Source organism: Stutzerimonas kunmingensis, assembly GCF_900114065.1.
GTDB lineage: Bacteria > Pseudomonadota > Gammaproteobacteria > Pseudomonadales > Pseudomonadaceae > Stutzerimonas > Stutzerimonas kunmingensis.
Genome location: NZ_FORS01000008.1, coordinates 1 through 13,979 on the forward strand (window position 1 = coordinate 1; position 13,979 = coordinate 13,979).

Annotated in this window: 14 protein-coding genes and 1 tRNA gene; 11 read left to right on the forward strand and 4 right to left on the reverse strand. The window is 62.9% G+C overall.

Features of this window, described 5'->3' with window-relative positions:
• Both BM275_RS17300 and BM275_RS22465 read left to right on the forward strand, forming a co-directional pair.
• On the forward strand, positions 1–160 hold a 160-nt coding region (locus BM275_RS17300; RefSeq protein ID WP_034083057.1), incomplete at its 5' end, for an ATP-binding protein.
• Between the two features lie 35 nt (positions 161–195).
• Entirely contained in the window at positions 196–552 is a 357-nt protein-coding gene (locus BM275_RS22465; RefSeq protein WP_244153887.1) for a hypothetical protein, read from the forward strand.
• Positions 553–569: 17 nt separating this feature from the next.
• Here the strand turns inward: BM275_RS22465 and BM275_RS17310 are convergent, their stop codons facing one another.
• Positions 570–782 (reverse strand): helix-turn-helix domain-containing protein, encoded by a 213-nt coding sequence (locus BM275_RS17310; protein WP_003282467.1) that lies wholly within the window; start codon positions 780–782, stop codon positions 570–572.
• Between the two features lie 148 nt (positions 783–930).
• Here BM275_RS17310 and BM275_RS17315 point away from each other — a divergent pair, with 148 nt between their 5' ends.
• Genes BM275_RS17315 through BM275_RS17325 form a run of 3 tightly spaced genes read left to right on the forward strand, consistent with a single transcriptional unit; the run spans position 931 to position 2,613 of the window.
• Positions 931–1,164, forward strand: a complete 234-nt coding sequence (locus BM275_RS17315) for a hypothetical protein (RefSeq protein ID WP_003282466.1) — start codon at positions 931–933, stop codon at positions 1,162–1,164.
• On the forward strand, positions 1,157–2,317 hold the full coding sequence (locus BM275_RS17320; RefSeq protein WP_003282465.1) for an Arm DNA-binding domain-containing protein: 1,161 nt from the start codon (positions 1,157–1,159) through the stop codon (positions 2,315–2,317). The genes BM275_RS17315 and BM275_RS17320 overlap by 8 nt, the downstream gene beginning before the upstream one ends.
• A gap of 11 nt (positions 2,318–2,328) precedes the next feature.
• Complete coding sequence (locus BM275_RS17325; protein ID WP_090522536.1) at positions 2,329–2,613, forward strand: hypothetical protein; 285 nt, start codon at positions 2,329–2,331, stop codon at positions 2,611–2,613.
• Positions 2,614–2,905: 292 nt separating this feature from the next.
• On the opposite strand, the gene BM275_RS17330 is transcribed toward BM275_RS17325, so the two are convergent.
• Positions 2,906–2,982 (reverse strand) — tRNA-Arg (locus tag BM275_RS17330).
• 263 nt (positions 2,983–3,245) lie between these two features.
• On the opposite strand from BM275_RS17330, the gene BM275_RS17340 reads away from it, so the two are divergent.
• Positions 3,246–3,947, forward strand: coding sequence for a cytochrome b/b6 domain-containing protein (locus BM275_RS17340; RefSeq protein ID WP_080902073.1), 702 nt, complete (start codon positions 3,246–3,248; stop codon positions 3,945–3,947).
• A gap of 37 nt (positions 3,948–3,984) precedes the next feature.
• Here the strand turns inward: BM275_RS17340 and BM275_RS17345 are convergent, their stop codons facing one another.
• Positions 3,985–4,437: a c-type cytochrome gene (locus BM275_RS17345; protein WP_003282462.1), complete on the reverse strand. Its 453-nt coding sequence runs from the start codon at positions 4,435–4,437 to the stop codon at positions 3,985–3,987.
• A 313-nt stretch (positions 4,438–4,750) separates the two neighbouring features.
• Here BM275_RS17345 and gabD point away from each other — a divergent pair, with 313 nt between their 5' ends.
• From gabD to BM275_RS17370, 5 genes are all read left to right on the forward strand, one after another.
• Complete coding sequence (gabD, locus tag BM275_RS17350; RefSeq protein ID WP_003282461.1) at positions 4,751–6,199, forward strand: NADP-dependent succinate-semialdehyde dehydrogenase; 1,449 nt, start codon at positions 4,751–4,753, stop codon at positions 6,197–6,199.
• A gap of 155 nt (positions 6,200–6,354) precedes the next feature.
• Complete coding sequence (locus BM275_RS17355) at positions 6,355–7,560, forward strand: HDOD domain-containing protein (RefSeq protein WP_090522538.1); 1,206 nt, start codon at positions 6,355–6,357, stop codon at positions 7,558–7,560.
• Between the two features lie 234 nt (positions 7,561–7,794).
• Positions 7,795–9,900, forward strand: a complete 2,106-nt coding sequence (locus BM275_RS17360) for a 3-hydroxyacyl-CoA dehydrogenase NAD-binding domain-containing protein (protein ID WP_090522540.1) — start codon at positions 7,795–7,797, stop codon at positions 9,898–9,900.
• A gap of 46 nt (positions 9,901–9,946) precedes the next feature.
• Entirely contained in the window at positions 9,947–11,143 is a 1,197-nt protein-coding gene (locus tag BM275_RS17365; protein ID WP_090522542.1) for an acyl-CoA dehydrogenase family protein, read from the forward strand.
• A 12-nt stretch (positions 11,144–11,155) separates the two neighbouring features.
• Entirely contained in the window at positions 11,156–12,298 is a 1,143-nt protein-coding gene (locus BM275_RS17370) for an acyl-CoA dehydrogenase family protein (protein ID WP_090522544.1), read from the forward strand.
• A 256-nt stretch (positions 12,299–12,554) separates the two neighbouring features.
• Here BM275_RS17370 and BM275_RS17375 read toward each other — a convergent pair whose 3' ends face one another.
• Positions 12,555–13,913 (reverse strand): spinster family MFS transporter, encoded by a 1,359-nt coding sequence (locus BM275_RS17375; protein WP_090522546.1) that lies wholly within the window; start codon positions 13,911–13,913, stop codon positions 12,555–12,557.
• Between the last annotated feature and the right edge of the window lie 66 nt (positions 13,914–13,979).

Below are 13,979 nucleotides of genomic sequence, written 5' to 3' on the forward strand. Positions count from 1 at the left end.
CGCCCTGCTGGATCGGCTGACCCACCACTGCCACATCGTCGAAACCGGTAACGAGTCCTATCGCCTGCAACACAGTAGCTTGGCGGCCCAGGCCAAGATCAAATCACGGGAGCGAAAGCGTAAGGGCGGCCAGGAACCGGAGGACGATGAGCCGTTCTGATTTCATGGCGACGACGGCCTGCTACGTGGCTGCGTGTGGCAGGTCTTAAACAACTGAACTGGGCTAGCGAAGGAGTGGGGGCAAAAGCAGCTGCGCTGGTAGACTTATCCACAGTTGCTGGTAACAAAATCAGCAATCCGCCCTGGGTCAAATTTCAATCGGCAGGGTGGGTCAATTTTCCATCAGCGCCAACATACTGGCGTCAGCAATTCGGAAACACTCGTCGGCCGTTCAGTCAGCACGCGCCAGAGAATAGCGATGTAGCGAATCCACATTTGGGCATCAGGGCGAAACTTGAACTGAAGGGTGAGGCTAAGCAGAACCATCACTCCGGCGCAGCCCTGCGCTACCTGATGCTGATGGCTTCCATCGACTGGCATTTCCGTGCCTGACCAAGTCCGGAGGGCATTCAGCCCTCCGGATCATCCTGCAGTTCCAGCAACTCACCCACCTCACAGTTCAGGTACTGGCAGATCGTCTCCAGGTCCTTGAGCTCCACCCGTTGCGCGGTCTCGTGATAGAGCCGCGTGAGGGTTCCGCGGTTGATCCCCGTGTCCCTAACCACGTCACTTATCTTCAATTTCCGCTCACCGAGTAGGCGAGATAAATGGCACTTGACCATCTCAATCTCCAAAAAATGATCTTCTAGAGATCATTTTGTACTTGCAAAGCCCAAAATGAGCGTTATATTGATCTTCAGGAGATCATTATGAGCTATCAGGAGCTCATAAGAATCCGCTGTCGTTCAATTTAGCAGAGAGGGCATTGCTATGTCTCACACCTATCTGACCACCGAGGAGCTGGCCACGCGTATGAAGTACGACGTGCGCACCATCCGTAACCGCCTGAAGGACTCGGTACTGCTCGAAGGCATCCATTACTTCCGCCCGTTTGGTGGTCGAAAGATCCTGTTCATTTGGGAGGCCATCGAAAAGGACATGCAGAAGCATTCCCGCACCTCCAGTTTGATACCTATGGCCGGCGGAGGCATTTGCCATGGGTAAGATTCGTGCCCGTGCCGACAACGAGAAGTTGTTCTTCGACTTCACTTATCTGGACAAACGCTGCCGTGAGCAAACCACGTTGCCTGATACGCCGGCCAATCGAAAAAAGCTGGAGAAAATCCTTGAGCGTATCGAGGCAGAAATCACGCTGGGAAGCTTCGACTATGCCACTTACTTTCCGCAAAGCAGCAAGGTTCAGGAGTTCGCAAGACTGCGGGCTGGCTGCGCGATATTGAAGACTCCACCATTTAGGGACTTCGCCGAACGCTGGTTCGACGAAAAGCGTGTGGAGTGGCGCGACACACATACAACGACGGTACGTCAGACCCTTGATAAATACCTGCTACCAACATTCGGCAGACAAGAAGTCAGCGCCATCACCAAGGCAGAAATCCTGTCCTTCCGCTCGGCACTCGGCAAAGTTCCCGGGCTGAAGGGGCAGGCTCTGTCAGCGACGCGAATCAACCACATCATGACGCCATTGCGCATGATCCTTAGTGAGGCGGCTGACCGGTTTGAGTTTACTTCACCGTACCTCAACATCAAATCGCTGAAGGTTCCCAAGACCGATGTGGAGCCGTTCACTCTGGATGAAGTGCTGCAGATTCTCGGTGCCGTGCGCGAGGACTTCCGCAACTACTACACGGTGCGCTTCTTCACCGGGATGCGCACGGGAGAAGTCGACGGCCTGCAGTGGAAATTCGTCGACTTTCAGAGGCGGCAAATCCTTATCCGCGAAACTTGGGTCGGTGGCCGGCTCGACTACACGAAGAATGACGGCTCGCAACGCGAAATCGACATGTCTGGCCCGGTGTACAAGGCCCTGCTCGATCAGCAGAAGAAGACGGGGAGTGGTCAGTTCGTCTTCTGTTCTCGGGAAGGTACGCCTTTTTCGTACCGCAACATCAACAACAGGGTTTGGTTTCCGCTGCTGCGTCATCTGGGGCTGCGCCAGCGACGCCCTTACCAGACCCGCCATACGGCTGCGACCCTTTGGCTGGCTGCAGGCGAAAACCCGGAGTGGATTGCCCGGCAGATGGGCCACACAACTACAGAGATGCTGTTCCGCGTCTACTCGCGCTACGTGCCTAACTTGACCCGACGTGACGGAAGCGCCTTCGACAATCTGATCCAAGCCAATTTGAAGGACTGAGGAGTACTCACATGAAATTGATCAACCGCAGCAGCGTCACGTACCTGCATCCGGCGATAGAAGCTCGTGAACACCAGTACTTGAAGCATTTGGCTTCTGCCATGAGCCACTACCTCGAGAGCCCCAACGGCAATGAACTGGTCTGCATCCTTGGCTCCGGCTACGAGAAGAACAACCGCCAGGCGCTCGATACCTGGGTCGCCTATCACCGTAATGAGGTCTTCGAGAAACGGTTGGAGGGGCGCAGCCCGCTGGACTTCCTGATCGAAAAGCTGGAGAGCATGCTCAACAACTAAAGTAACGAAGGGGCCGAAAGGCCCCTTCTGCTTAGGTGCTTTCAGATGGGTTGGGAGTTGTGCCCGATTGTGGCTAATACTCAATCTCTGCGAAGTAACCGGCATGCCATCTCACCGTGCGGCACGCTTTGGGCACAGAATTGGCACAGCCTGAAAAGCCGCCGCTAGATGACACTGAGGGCAGTGCTCATCGCAGCCTGAGAGCTGGCATCAAGGGAATTTTGCTGGAGGGCGCCGATTCAGCAGCGGAAGCGGCGAAGCCTTAGAAAAAAACCATTGAATCAAGAGGATATGGCGCACCTGGCGGGATTCGAACCCACGACCCTTGCCTTCGGAGGGCAATACTCTATCCAGCTGAGCTACAGGTGCGTATGTGTTGCGGCGAACTATTTGACCACTAGCCTGCACCCTTCTCAACTCGATGATCACTGCCTTCGGAGGGCAGTACTCTATCCAGCTGAGCTACGGATGCGTTGCGGGGCGCAATCATACGCATGTCGTTGACGGGCGTCCATGCTGGTGCGGCCGGGCGGATACGTCCAGGTGCGGCTTTTTCGCAGCTGCCTGTCACCGGGCCGGCTGGTACCCTGCGTGTCGCGGCCGGGGGCCGTGGGTGTTCGGATGGCGAGGGGATGGAGATGTCGGGCCATATCAAACTCTGGGATGCGCCGCTGCGGCTGTTTCACTGGTTGTTCGCCGGGACGGTGATCGCAGCCGTCGTCACCGGCTGGGTGGGCGGCAATCTGATGCCCTGGCATGGCCGGCTCGGTCTGCTGGTGCTGGGGCTGCTGGTATTTCGTCTGGTGTGGGGCTTCGTCGGGTCGACCTATGCACGCTGGTCGCGGATCTTCGCGGCAACCGTCGGTGTGAAGGATTATCTGCAGGGCAACTGGCGCGAGGCCGGGCACAACCCGCTCGGTGCTTTTTCGGTGCTGGCCATGCTACTGCTGGTGAGCTTTCAGGTGACGAGCGGCTTGATGGCAACCGATGACATCGCCTTCCAGGGCCCGCTTTATACGTTGGTCAGCAGCGAAACCGGCAGCGCGCTGAGCGGCCTGCATCGGCAGGCAAAGTGGCTGCTGCTGGTGCTGATCGGCATGCACATCGGGGCCATCATCTATTACACGCTGGTGATGCGCCGTCCGCTGGTGCGCGCGATGATTGCAGGAAGAACGCAGCGCGAGCACCCGACCCAGCAGGATGCCCGCGGTGGTTCGCTGTTTGCGGCGGTGCTGGCGATTGCGCTGGGTGCGGCTTGCGTATGGGGTGTGCAAGCGGTAGGGGATTGGCTGGAGCCGGAACCCGCCGCGGTCGCACCGAGCCTGGACTGGTAAGCCAGCCGACGGGTTGGTGTCGGCTGGCTGCGACGGGTCAGTCGGCGCGGAACTTGTCGTGGCAGGACTTGCAGCTGCCGCCGACGTCACCGAAGGCCTTCTTGATCGCGGCTTGGTCGCCTTCCGCTGCGACCTTGGCGAGCTGGTTGGCGGCGGCGGTGAAGTCGCGACCGATGCGCCCAGCTTCGTCGAGATTCTGGAAGAACTCAGGCTTCAGGCGAGTCGTCTTGCCCAGCTGTTCGGTGGTGGTGTCCGGGCTGTACAGGCTGCCCATGCCGGAGTTTGCGATGGCGGCGATGGCATTGGCAGCGGCAGCTACCTTGGCCTGGTCGTAGGGCTCCTTGCCATCGACTACCTGGGCCTTGATCTTGCCCATGTTCCAGGACATGAACTGGTAGCCGGCCTGGCGGGTTTCGACCATCTCTTCCGGCTTCATCTGCGCCTGGACGGCAGTGCTGGCCAGCAGGGCGGCGGCCACGGCGCCTGTCATCAATGCTTTCACGGTAACTCCTTATCGATCCTTGGTTATCGGCGGCCGAGGCCGCTCGCGCGCAACTATACCCCGGCCAGTAGTAGGGTTTGGGTAACAAGTCGTGACAGGCCGTGCGATGTATCAGGCTGGTCAATGGCGCGACAACGTCATGCGTCATGAGCTTGCCGGGCCAGTGGCTGCGGTCCTAGCATGGCCGTTCGCAGTGCAATGCGGCGACAGGAACCGGGCGGCTAAGGACGGTTCAGATGATCGTCGTATCAGCCAAACTTTCCGCAGCGGGCCTGCCGCTACGATGCCCGAGGAGACTGCCATGCAACTCAAAGACACCGCTCTGTTCCGTCAGCAGGCCTATATCGATGGCGCCTGGGTCGATGCCGACAGCGGCCAGACCATCAGCGTGAACAACCCGGCCACCGGCGAAACGCTTGGCACGGTGCCGAAGATGGGCGCCGCGGAAACCCGTCGCGCCGTCGATGCCGCCGAGCGTGCGCTGCCGGCCTGGCGTGATCTTACCGCCAAGGAGCGTTCGCAGAAGCTGCGCCGCTGGTTCGAGCTTTTGATGGAGAACCAGGACGACCTTGGCCGCCTGATGACCCTGGAGCAGGGCAAGCCGCTGGCCGAAGCCAAGGGCGAGATCGCCTACGCCGCCTCCTTCATCGAGTGGTTCGCCGAGGAAGCCAAGCGCATCTACGGCGATACCATTCCCGGCCATCAGAAAGACAAACGCATCATCGTCATCAAGCAGCCGATCGGCGTGACCGCGGCGATCACCCCGTGGAATTTCCCGGCAGCGATGATCACCCGCAAGGCCGGCCCGGCACTCGCAGCTGGCTGCACCATGGTGATCAAACCCGCTTCGCAGACGCCGTTCTCGGCACTGGCGATGGTCGAGCTGGCCGAACGCGCCGGGATTCCCAAGGGCGTGCTCAGCGTCGTGACCGGCTCGGCCGGCGACATCGGCAACGAGCTGACCGCCAACCCCAAGGTCCGCAAGATTTCGTTCACCGGCTCCACCGAAGTGGGTGCCAAGCTGATGGAGCAGTGCGCGCCGGGGATCAAGAAGGTCTCGCTGGAGCTCGGTGGCAATGCGCCGTTCATCGTCTTCGACGACGCCGATCTGGACGAGGCGGTGAAGGGTGCCGTGCAGTCCAAGTACCGCAATGCCGGGCAGACCTGTGTCTGCGTCAATCGCATCTATGTGCAGGATGGCGTGTATGACGCCTTCGCCGAGAAGTTTCAGGCGGCGGTGGCCAGGCTGCGGGTCGGTAATGGCCTGGAGGAGGGCACGGATCTCGGCCCGCTGATCGACGATCGCGCTGCCGCCAAAGTCCGCGAGCATATCGAGGATGCCGTCGCCCAGGGCGCGCGACTGGTGGCGGGCGGCCAGGCCCATGCGCTTGGCGGCAGCTATTTCGAGCCGACCGTGCTGGTCGACGTGCCGGACAGCGCCAAGGTGGCCAAGGAAGAGACCTTCGGCCCGTTGGCGCCGCTGTTCCGCTTCAAGGACGAGGCCGATGCGATCGCCAAGGCCAACGACACCGAGTTCGGCCTGGCCTCCTACTTCTACGCGCGCGATCTGGGCCGGGTGTTCCGCGTCGCCGAGGCGCTGGAGTACGGCATGGTCGGCATCAATACCGGACTGATCTCTACCGAAGTGGCGCCGTTCGGCGGCGTGAAGTCCTCCGGTCTCGGCCGCGAGGGCTCGAAGTACGGCATCGAGGATTACCTGGAGATCAAGTATCTCTGCATGGGCATCTGAGCCACCTGCGACAGCTGGCCTCAGGGGCCGAGGCTGGCTGTTTGCTATAGGTCCGTGCAGAATCGCGCCCCCACTGGCGCGATCCCTCTCAAGGATCTTTCGCCATCTACCTACACCGTCGCTAGGCTGTGGTGACATCTCCAGCGAGCAGTGCAGTGAGCATCTCCGCCCAAGTTTCATTCGTTCTGGTTGCCTACAACGAGCCCTGGCGCGCGGATCAGCTTTGTCAGCTGGTGCGCGAACTGCGCCCCGGTATGCGCGTGCAGCCAGCGGCCGATGGGCATGCCGCGCTGGAACTGTGCAAGCGTCAGGTGCCCAGCCTGTTGATTGTCGATGGTGAGCTGGATGGCCTTGATGGCCGCCAACTGCTGCGCGAACTGCGTCGTCACGGTCCGACCCAGCGCCTGCCCTGCGTGCTGATCAGCGCGCGCACCGATACCGCCAGCGTACGCACCGTGCTGCCGCTGGCACCCGCCGCCTACCTAGGCAAACCCTATGATCTCGACGACCTGCGCCAGCGCCTGGACAAGCTGCTGCCGCGTTCGGCCGGTCGTGCAGGGATAACGACGCCCGCATCGACAGACAGCGTGGACAGTTTTCTCGAGCGCATGCGCCCGCATAACCGCGGCGCTCCGCTGCAGGAGGGGGTGCTGGTGGCACTGCAGCGTCTGCAGAGCGGCGATCAGGATTTCGCCGAGCTCGAAGAGCTGTTGACCCGCGACCCGCAGGTGACCGCGCGGCTGATCAGCGTCGCCAGCAGCGGTACGCAACAGGCCGCACCATGTCTCAGCCTGGGCGAGGCACAGCGCCGGCTCGGCGCTGCGCGCAGTCTCCAGCTGGTGACCGAGCTGGCGCTGCAGCACAACGCCCGGCTGATCGAGCCACGTCTGGCCGAACTGGGTGCGCAGCTTGGCGCGCAGGCGCTGCGCACCGCACGCCTGGCCAGCTGGTTGGCGCGGCAGCTGAAGCTGGACAGAGAGCTCTGCTTCAGCGCCGGCCTGCTGAGGAACATCGGTGAACTGGCGCTATTACGCAGCCTGCAGGACTGGCTCGACAGTGGCGGTGAGCTGGATGAGTCGAGTCTTCAGCGCTGCCTGCGGGAACGGGCCGCAGGCTTTGGCTCGGCGTTGCGCGCGCAATGGGCGCTGCCGCTGGAGTTGCGCCAGGTGATCGCGGCCTACTACGCCCTGGGCGCCGGCGCACTCAGCCGCGAAGCGCTGGTGCTCAACCTGACGCGACTGCTGATCGATCTGCCGGAAGGCGTCGAGCCCGCCTCCCTTTCCGGCGAGCGGACGGTGCGTTTGCTGCGTATCGACCCCGACCTGCTCGCTCGCGCCCCGCGGCATGCCGTTTCCGGCTGAAACCGCCGTGCCCGCTTTGGCGGCGACATTCCTCTGACTGATAGTGCTGTCCGACGCCGGCCCGGCTGCCGGCAATATCAAGCGCTGACGCGCATTACGCGCCTTTGCCCCGCCTGATTGCTGGGCAATGCCGGCCTATCGACATGCGTAACGTGACTCCTTTATTCTGCTGTGCGAAACATGATTCCGTGAAATTACAATTCCAATCAGCATTTCACACAGCGGAGGCCAGTCATGACAGATGTCGTACGGCTCGAAATTCAGGGCGATATCGCGCTGATCACGGTCAACAACCCACCTGTTAACGCCCTTGGCCAGGCAGTGCGTGAAGGCCTGCTGAAGGCCTTTCAGCACGCCGAAGCGGACCAGCAGGTCCGTGCCTTGGCGCTGGTGTGCGAGGGCAATACCTTTATTGCTGGCGCTGACATCAAGGAGTTCGGCAAGCCCCCGCAAGCGCCGAGCCTGCCGGAGGTGATCGAGGTTATCGAAGGCTGCAGCAAGCCGAGCGTGGCGGTGATCCATGGCACTGCGCTGGGCGGCGGACTTGAAGTCGCGCTGGGTTGTCATTACCGCATCGCCCGGCAGGACGCCAAGGTCGGTCTGCCGGAAGTGAAGCTGGGTTTGTTGCCCGGCGCCGGGGGTACTCAGCGCTTGCCGCGTCTGGCAGGGGTTGAGAAGGCGCTGGACATGATTGTCAGTGGCTCACCCATCGGTGCGGCGGAGGCGGTCGAGCACCACATCGTCGACGAGCTGTTCGAGGGTGATCTGCGCGAGGCCGGCCTGGCTTATGCGCGTCGGCTGGTAGGCGAAGGCCGCGGCCCGCGCCGCACGGGTGAACAGACCTATGGCCTCGAAGGCGTCGACAACGAGGCGCTGATCCGCGCCAAGCACGCAGAAGTCGCCAAGCGCATGCCCGGGCTGTTCTCGCCGCTGCGCTGCATTGCGGCGGTCGAGGCCGCGACAAAGCTGCCGCTGACCGAGGGCCTCAAGCGTGAGCGTGAGCTGTTCGCCGAGTGCCTGAACTCGCCACAGCGGGGTGCCTTGGTCCATTCATTCTTCGCCGAACGCGAGGCGGGCAAGATCAACGATCTGCCCTCCGACGTGAAACCGCGCACGATCAAGACCGCCGCGGTGATCGGTGGCGGCACCATGGGTGTCGGCATCGCGCTGAGCTTCGCCAATGCCGGTGTGCCGGTGAAGCTGCTGGAAATCAATGAGGAGGCGCTGCAACGCGGCTTGCAGCGCGCCCGCGACACCTACGCGGCGAGCGTCAAGCGCGGCAGCCTGACCGAAGACGCGATGGAGCAGCGCCTCGCGCTGATCGAGGGCGTGACCGAGTACGCTGCGCTGGCTGATGCCGACGTGGTGGTCGAAGCGGTCTTCGAGGAAATGGGCGTCAAGCAGCAGGTCTTCGAGCAGTTGGATGCCATTTGCAAGCCCGGCGCGATTCTCGCCTCCAACACTTCCTCGCTTGATCTGGACGCCATCGCGGCTTTCACCAAGCGCCCGGAAGATGTGGTCGGCCTGCATTTCTTCAGCCCAGCCAACGTCATGCGTTTGCTGGAAGTGGTGCGTGGCGAGCGGACCAGCGATGAAGTGCTCGCCACTGCCATGGCGATCGGCAAGCAGCTGAAGAAGGTTTCGGTGGTGGTCGGCGTCTGCGACGGCTTCGTTGGTAACCGCATGGTCTTCCAGTACGGCCGCGAGGCGGAATTCCTCTTGGAGGAGGGCGCCACGCCAGGACAGGTCGACGGTGCGCTGCGAAACTTCGGCATGGCCATGGGGCCGTTCGCCATGCGTGATCTGTCCGGTCTCGATATCGGCCAGGCGATCCGCAAGCGTCAGCGCGCGACGTTGCCGGCGCACCTGGATTTCCCCACCGTGTCCGACAAGCTCTGCGCCGCCGGCATGCTCGGGCAGAAGACTGGCGCCGGCTACTACCGCTACGAGCCGGGCAACCGCACACCGCAGGAGAATCCCGACCTCGCGCCTATGCTGGAAGCCGCGTCGCAGGAGAAAGGCATCGAGCGAAAGGCTCTGGACGAGCAGTACATCGTCGAGCGCTGCATCTTTGCGCTGGTCAACGAGGGCGCCAAGATTCTTGAAGAAGGCATCGCCCAGCGCTCCAGCGATATCGACGTTATCTACCTTAACGGCTACGGCTTCCCGGCCTTCCGCGGCGGACCGATGTTCTATGCCGACAGCGTTGGGCTGGACACCGTGCTGGCGCGGGTCAAGGAACTGCACACACGTTGCGGCGACTGGTGGAAACCGGCGCCACTGCTGGAAAAACTGGCCGCCGAAGGCCGCACCTTCACCGAATGGCAGGCCGGGCAATGAGCACCGCCCGCCTGCACTCTGCCGATCGGATATCGAGGATTCATCCATGAACGTCAACTACACGGCCGAAGAGCTCGCCTTCCGCGATGAAGTGCGCGCCTTCCTGAAAAGCGAGCTGCCGGCGGATATCGCCGCCAAGGTCAAGCTCGGCAAGCACATGTCCAAGGAAGATCACCAGCGCTGGCAGCAGATCCTGGTCAAGCGCGGCTGGTATGCGCCGGGCTGGCCGGTGGAGCTGGGCGGCACCACCTGGGGCCCGGTGGAAAAGCACATCTTCGACGAGGAGTGCGCCGCCTTCGGGGCGCCGCGTACCGTGCCCTTCGGCGTCAACATGGTCGCCCCGGTGATCATCAAGTTCGGCACCCAGCAGCAGATCGACCACTACCTGCCGCGCATCCTCTCCGGCGAGGACTGGTGGTGCCAGGGCTATTCCGAGCCCGGTGCCGGCTCCGACCTGGCGAGCCTGAAGACCCGCGCCGTGCGTGACGGCGACCACTACGTGGTCAACGGCCAGAAGACCTGGACCACCCTTGGTCAGCACGCCAACATGATCTTCTGCCTGGTGCGCACCGACCCCGAGGCCCAGCAGCAGCGCGGCATCAGCTTCCTGCTGATCGACATGAAGAGCCCGGGCATCAGCGTGCGGCCGATCATCACCCTGGACGGCGACCACGAGGTCAACGAAGTCTTCTTCGACAACGTCCGCGTGCCGGTGGAGAACCTCGTCGGCGAGGAAAACCAGGGCTGGACCTGCGCCAAGTACCTGCTGACCCACGAGCGCACGGGCCTTGCCGGCATCGGCTCTTCGAAGGCGGTGTTGGCGCATCTGAAGCGCATCGCGATGAAGGAAGTTTGCGACGGCAAGCCGATGCTTGAAGACCCGCTGTTCCGCGCTCAGGTCGCGGAGGTCGAGATGCAGCTGATGGCCATCGAGATGAGCACCCTGCGCATCCTCGCCGCGGCGAAAGAAGGCGGCGTGCCCGGTGCCGAGTCGTCGATTCTCAAGGTCAAGGGCACCGAGATTCGCCAGGCGATCACTCACCTGTTGCGCAAGGTCATTGGCCCCTACGCGTTGCCGTTCCTCGAAGAGGAAATGCAGCTGGACTACGACGGCGAGCTCTTGCACGCCGATTACAGCGCGTCGCTGGCCGGCGACTACTTCAACATGCGCAAGCTGTCGATCTTCGGCGGCTCCAACGAAATCCAGAAGAACATCGTCTCGAAGATGATTCTCGAGCTGTAAGGGGGCACCGCAATGGACTTCAAACTGACTGAAGAGCAGCAAATGCTGCAAGACACCGCGGCGCGCCTGGTGCGCGACGCCTACCCGTTCGAGCAGCGCGAGAAATTCAGCGAGTCGGAGCTGGGCTTTTCCGCCGAGTTCTGGGGGCAACTGGGCGAGCTGGGCCTGACCGCCGTACCGTTCGCCGAAGAGATCGGCGGCTTTGGCGGCGGCGGCGTGGAAACCATGCTGGTCATGACCGAACTTGGTCGCGGTCTGACGCTGGAGCCGTATCTGCAATCGGTTATCTATGGCGGCGGCCTGCTCAGCCAGCTGGGCAGCGACGCGCAGAAAGAAGATCTGCTGCCGCAGGTCGCGGCCGGTTCGCTGCAATTGGCGGTGGCCTTCGATGAGCCGCAGAGCCACTACAACCTCCACGACGTGCAGACCAAAGCCGAAGCGGTCGACGGCGGTTATCGCCTGTCCGGACGCAAGGCAGTTGTCATCGGTGGACACAGCGCCGGGCAGATCATCGTCTCTGCGCGCACGGCCGGCGACAGCCGTGACGAAGCGGGTATCAGCCTGTTCCTGGTCGACCCGGGCGCTCAGGGCGTCAGCCGCCGCGTCTACCCGACCATTGATGGGCGTAAGGGCTGCGAGCTGTTCCTCGACAACGTGCAGGTGGGCGCTGACGCCGTGCTCGGCGAAGTCGGCAACGCGCTCCCAGCACTGCGTTACCAGCAGGGCCGTGCCATTGCCGCGCAGTGTGCCGACGCCCTGGGCAGCATGGATGAGGCCTGCAAGCTGACCCTCGACTACCTGAAGACCCGCAAGCAGTTCGGTGTACCGATCGGCAAGTTCCAGGTTCTGCAGCATCGCATGGTGGACATGCAGACCGAGCTGGAGCAGGCCACCAGCATGGCGATCCTCGCCGCGACCTTTGCCGATGGCGAAGACAACGACGAGCGCCGTCGCATCATCGCCGCCGCCAAGTACATCTGCGCCCGCGCCGCGCGCAAGGTGGCCGAGGAAGCCATCCAGCTGCACGGCGGCATCGGCATGACCTGGGAATACAACCTCGCCCACCACGCCAAGCGCCTGGTGATGATCGCCCACCAGTTCGGTGACGACGACCATCACCTGAAGGCCTATGCGAAGCTGATGCAGGTGGCCTGATCGTCCCGCCTGCAGCATGAAAAAACCCGCTCTCAGGAGCGGGTTTTTTGTGGGCGGTGGATACCGTTGCGGTGATTGTGCTGTGGGAGCGGACTTATCCGCGACGTTCCTTGGCTCCGGTGCTAAGCCGGGTATGCGAACAGTCCGGTAGGGCGGTTGGCGCGCTTCACCACACGCGGCGGGTCGGCACGGCGGCTGGGTGGGGCGGTGGATCGGTAAAGCGTGATCCACCCTGCGCCTGACGTCCCGCGTCCGATCAGGCCGGTTTCGCCTCTGCCCCGACTGGCGCCGCACCCTGCGGCTTCCATTCCTGCAGCCGTTCCAGGCTGCCGCGGTAATGCTTGAGGCCCATGCCGAGCAGGACTATCGCGCCGACCAGCGCAACGCCGGTGACGATCAGCAGCGAGTAGCGCAGGGCGTTGTCGTCGCCGAAGACGAAATCGGTGCCCAGCGCCACAGCGGTCGGGCCGATGCCCAGGCCGACCATGGTGATGACGAACAGGTACACCGCCGACGCCTGGCCACGCATGGAATTGGGCATGATTTCCTGAATCGCCGCCGGACCGACGCCGAAGGGCATGGCGATGGTGAAGACGTGCAGGGCGATCAGCGCCAGCGCCAGTTCGCCGGTGCCGGCCATGTAGGCGAGATTGAGCGGCAGGGTCAGCGCGGCGGAGATGATGCCGACGCGCAGCGGTGCGTCGCGATAACCGCGGCGGTGCAGCAGGTCCGACAGCCGCCCGCCGGCGATGATGCCGATCGAGCCGGCCACTGCCACCACCGAGCCGTAGAGCACGCCGACGTCGCTGGCCGACCAGCCGTAGGTGCGGATGAAGAATGTCGGAATCCACGCCGAACTGCCGTAGGCGGCGAAGGCCAGGCAGGCGAAGCCGAAGTTGTGGCACAGCACGGTGCGGCGGTTCTGGCGGATATAGCCCGCCACCTCGCTGAGTGGCACCTCGACGCCGGCGCCGACGCCCTTGCGCGACGGCTCGCGGATCAGCAAGAGCACGGCGGTGAACAGCACGCCGGCTGCACCGAGCACGAGGAAGATCAGCTGCCAGGGTCGGACCATGCCGAGCACCGGCAGCTCCACATCACCTTGGGCCGAGGCGAACTTGACCACCAGCCCGCCGAGCAGAAAGGCCAGACCGGAGCCGATGTAGATGCCCATCGAATAGACGCTCATGGCGGTGCCGCGCAGCTTGGGCGGGAAGCTGTCGGCGATCAGCGAATAGGCCGAGGGCGACAGTGCGGCCTCGCCGACACCGACGCCGATGCGGAACACGAGAAACTGCCAGAAGGTCCGCGCGGTACCGCACAGCGCGGTCATCAGGCTCCACACCAGCACGCCGATGGCGATGATGCCGCGGCGGCTCTTGCGGTCGGCCAGGCGTCCGATGGGCACGCCGCAGATGGTGTAGAACACCGCGAAGGAGAAGCCCATCAGCAGGCTCATATGGGTGTCGGTGATGCCCAGGTCGCGGCGGATCGGCTCGACCAGCAGGTTGAGGATCTGCCGATCGACGAAGGACAGCACATAGGCGAGCATGAGGATGGCGACCGTGACCCAGGCGCGGGTTTGCGAGGGGTAGCCGTTATTGTTGTTGTGCATGGCAAGGCTCCATTGGCGAGGAGGGCTGTAACCAGCCCATCCTCACTTTTGTCGGAGATCAGCCAT

Bases quoted from the DNA above. Each gene is read 5' to 3' on its own strand.
- BM275_RS17310 (WP_003282467.1), bottom strand. From the start codon at position 782: ATGGTCAAGTGCCATTTATCTCGCCTACTCGGTGAGCGGAAATTGAAG.
- BM275_RS17315 (WP_003282466.1), top strand. From the start codon at position 931: ATGTCTCACACCTATCTGACCACCGAGGAGCTGGCCACGCGTATGAAG.
- BM275_RS17320 (WP_003282465.1), top strand. From the start codon at position 1,157: ATGGGTAAGATTCGTGCCCGTGCCGACAACGAGAAGTTGTTCTTCGAC.
- BM275_RS17325 (WP_090522536.1), top strand. From the start codon at position 2,329: ATGAAATTGATCAACCGCAGCAGCGTCACGTACCTGCATCCGGCGATA.
- BM275_RS17340 (WP_080902073.1), top strand. From the start codon at position 3,246: ATGGAGATGTCGGGCCATATCAAACTCTGGGATGCGCCGCTGCGGCTG.
- BM275_RS17345 (WP_003282462.1), bottom strand. From the start codon at position 4,437: ATGACAGGCGCCGTGGCCGCCGCCCTGCTGGCCAGCACTGCCGTCCAG.
- gabD (WP_003282461.1), top strand. From the start codon at position 4,751: ATGCAACTCAAAGACACCGCTCTGTTCCGTCAGCAGGCCTATATCGAT.
- BM275_RS17360 (WP_090522540.1), top strand. From the start codon at position 7,795: ATGACAGATGTCGTACGGCTCGAAATTCAGGGCGATATCGCGCTGATC.
- BM275_RS17365 (WP_090522542.1), top strand. From the start codon at position 9,947: ATGAACGTCAACTACACGGCCGAAGAGCTCGCCTTCCGCGATGAAGTG.
- BM275_RS17370 (WP_090522544.1), top strand. From the start codon at position 11,156: ATGGACTTCAAACTGACTGAAGAGCAGCAAATGCTGCAAGACACCGCG.
- BM275_RS17375 (WP_090522546.1), bottom strand. From the start codon at position 13,913: ATGCACAACAACAATAACGGCTACCCCTCGCAAACCCGCGCCTGGGTC.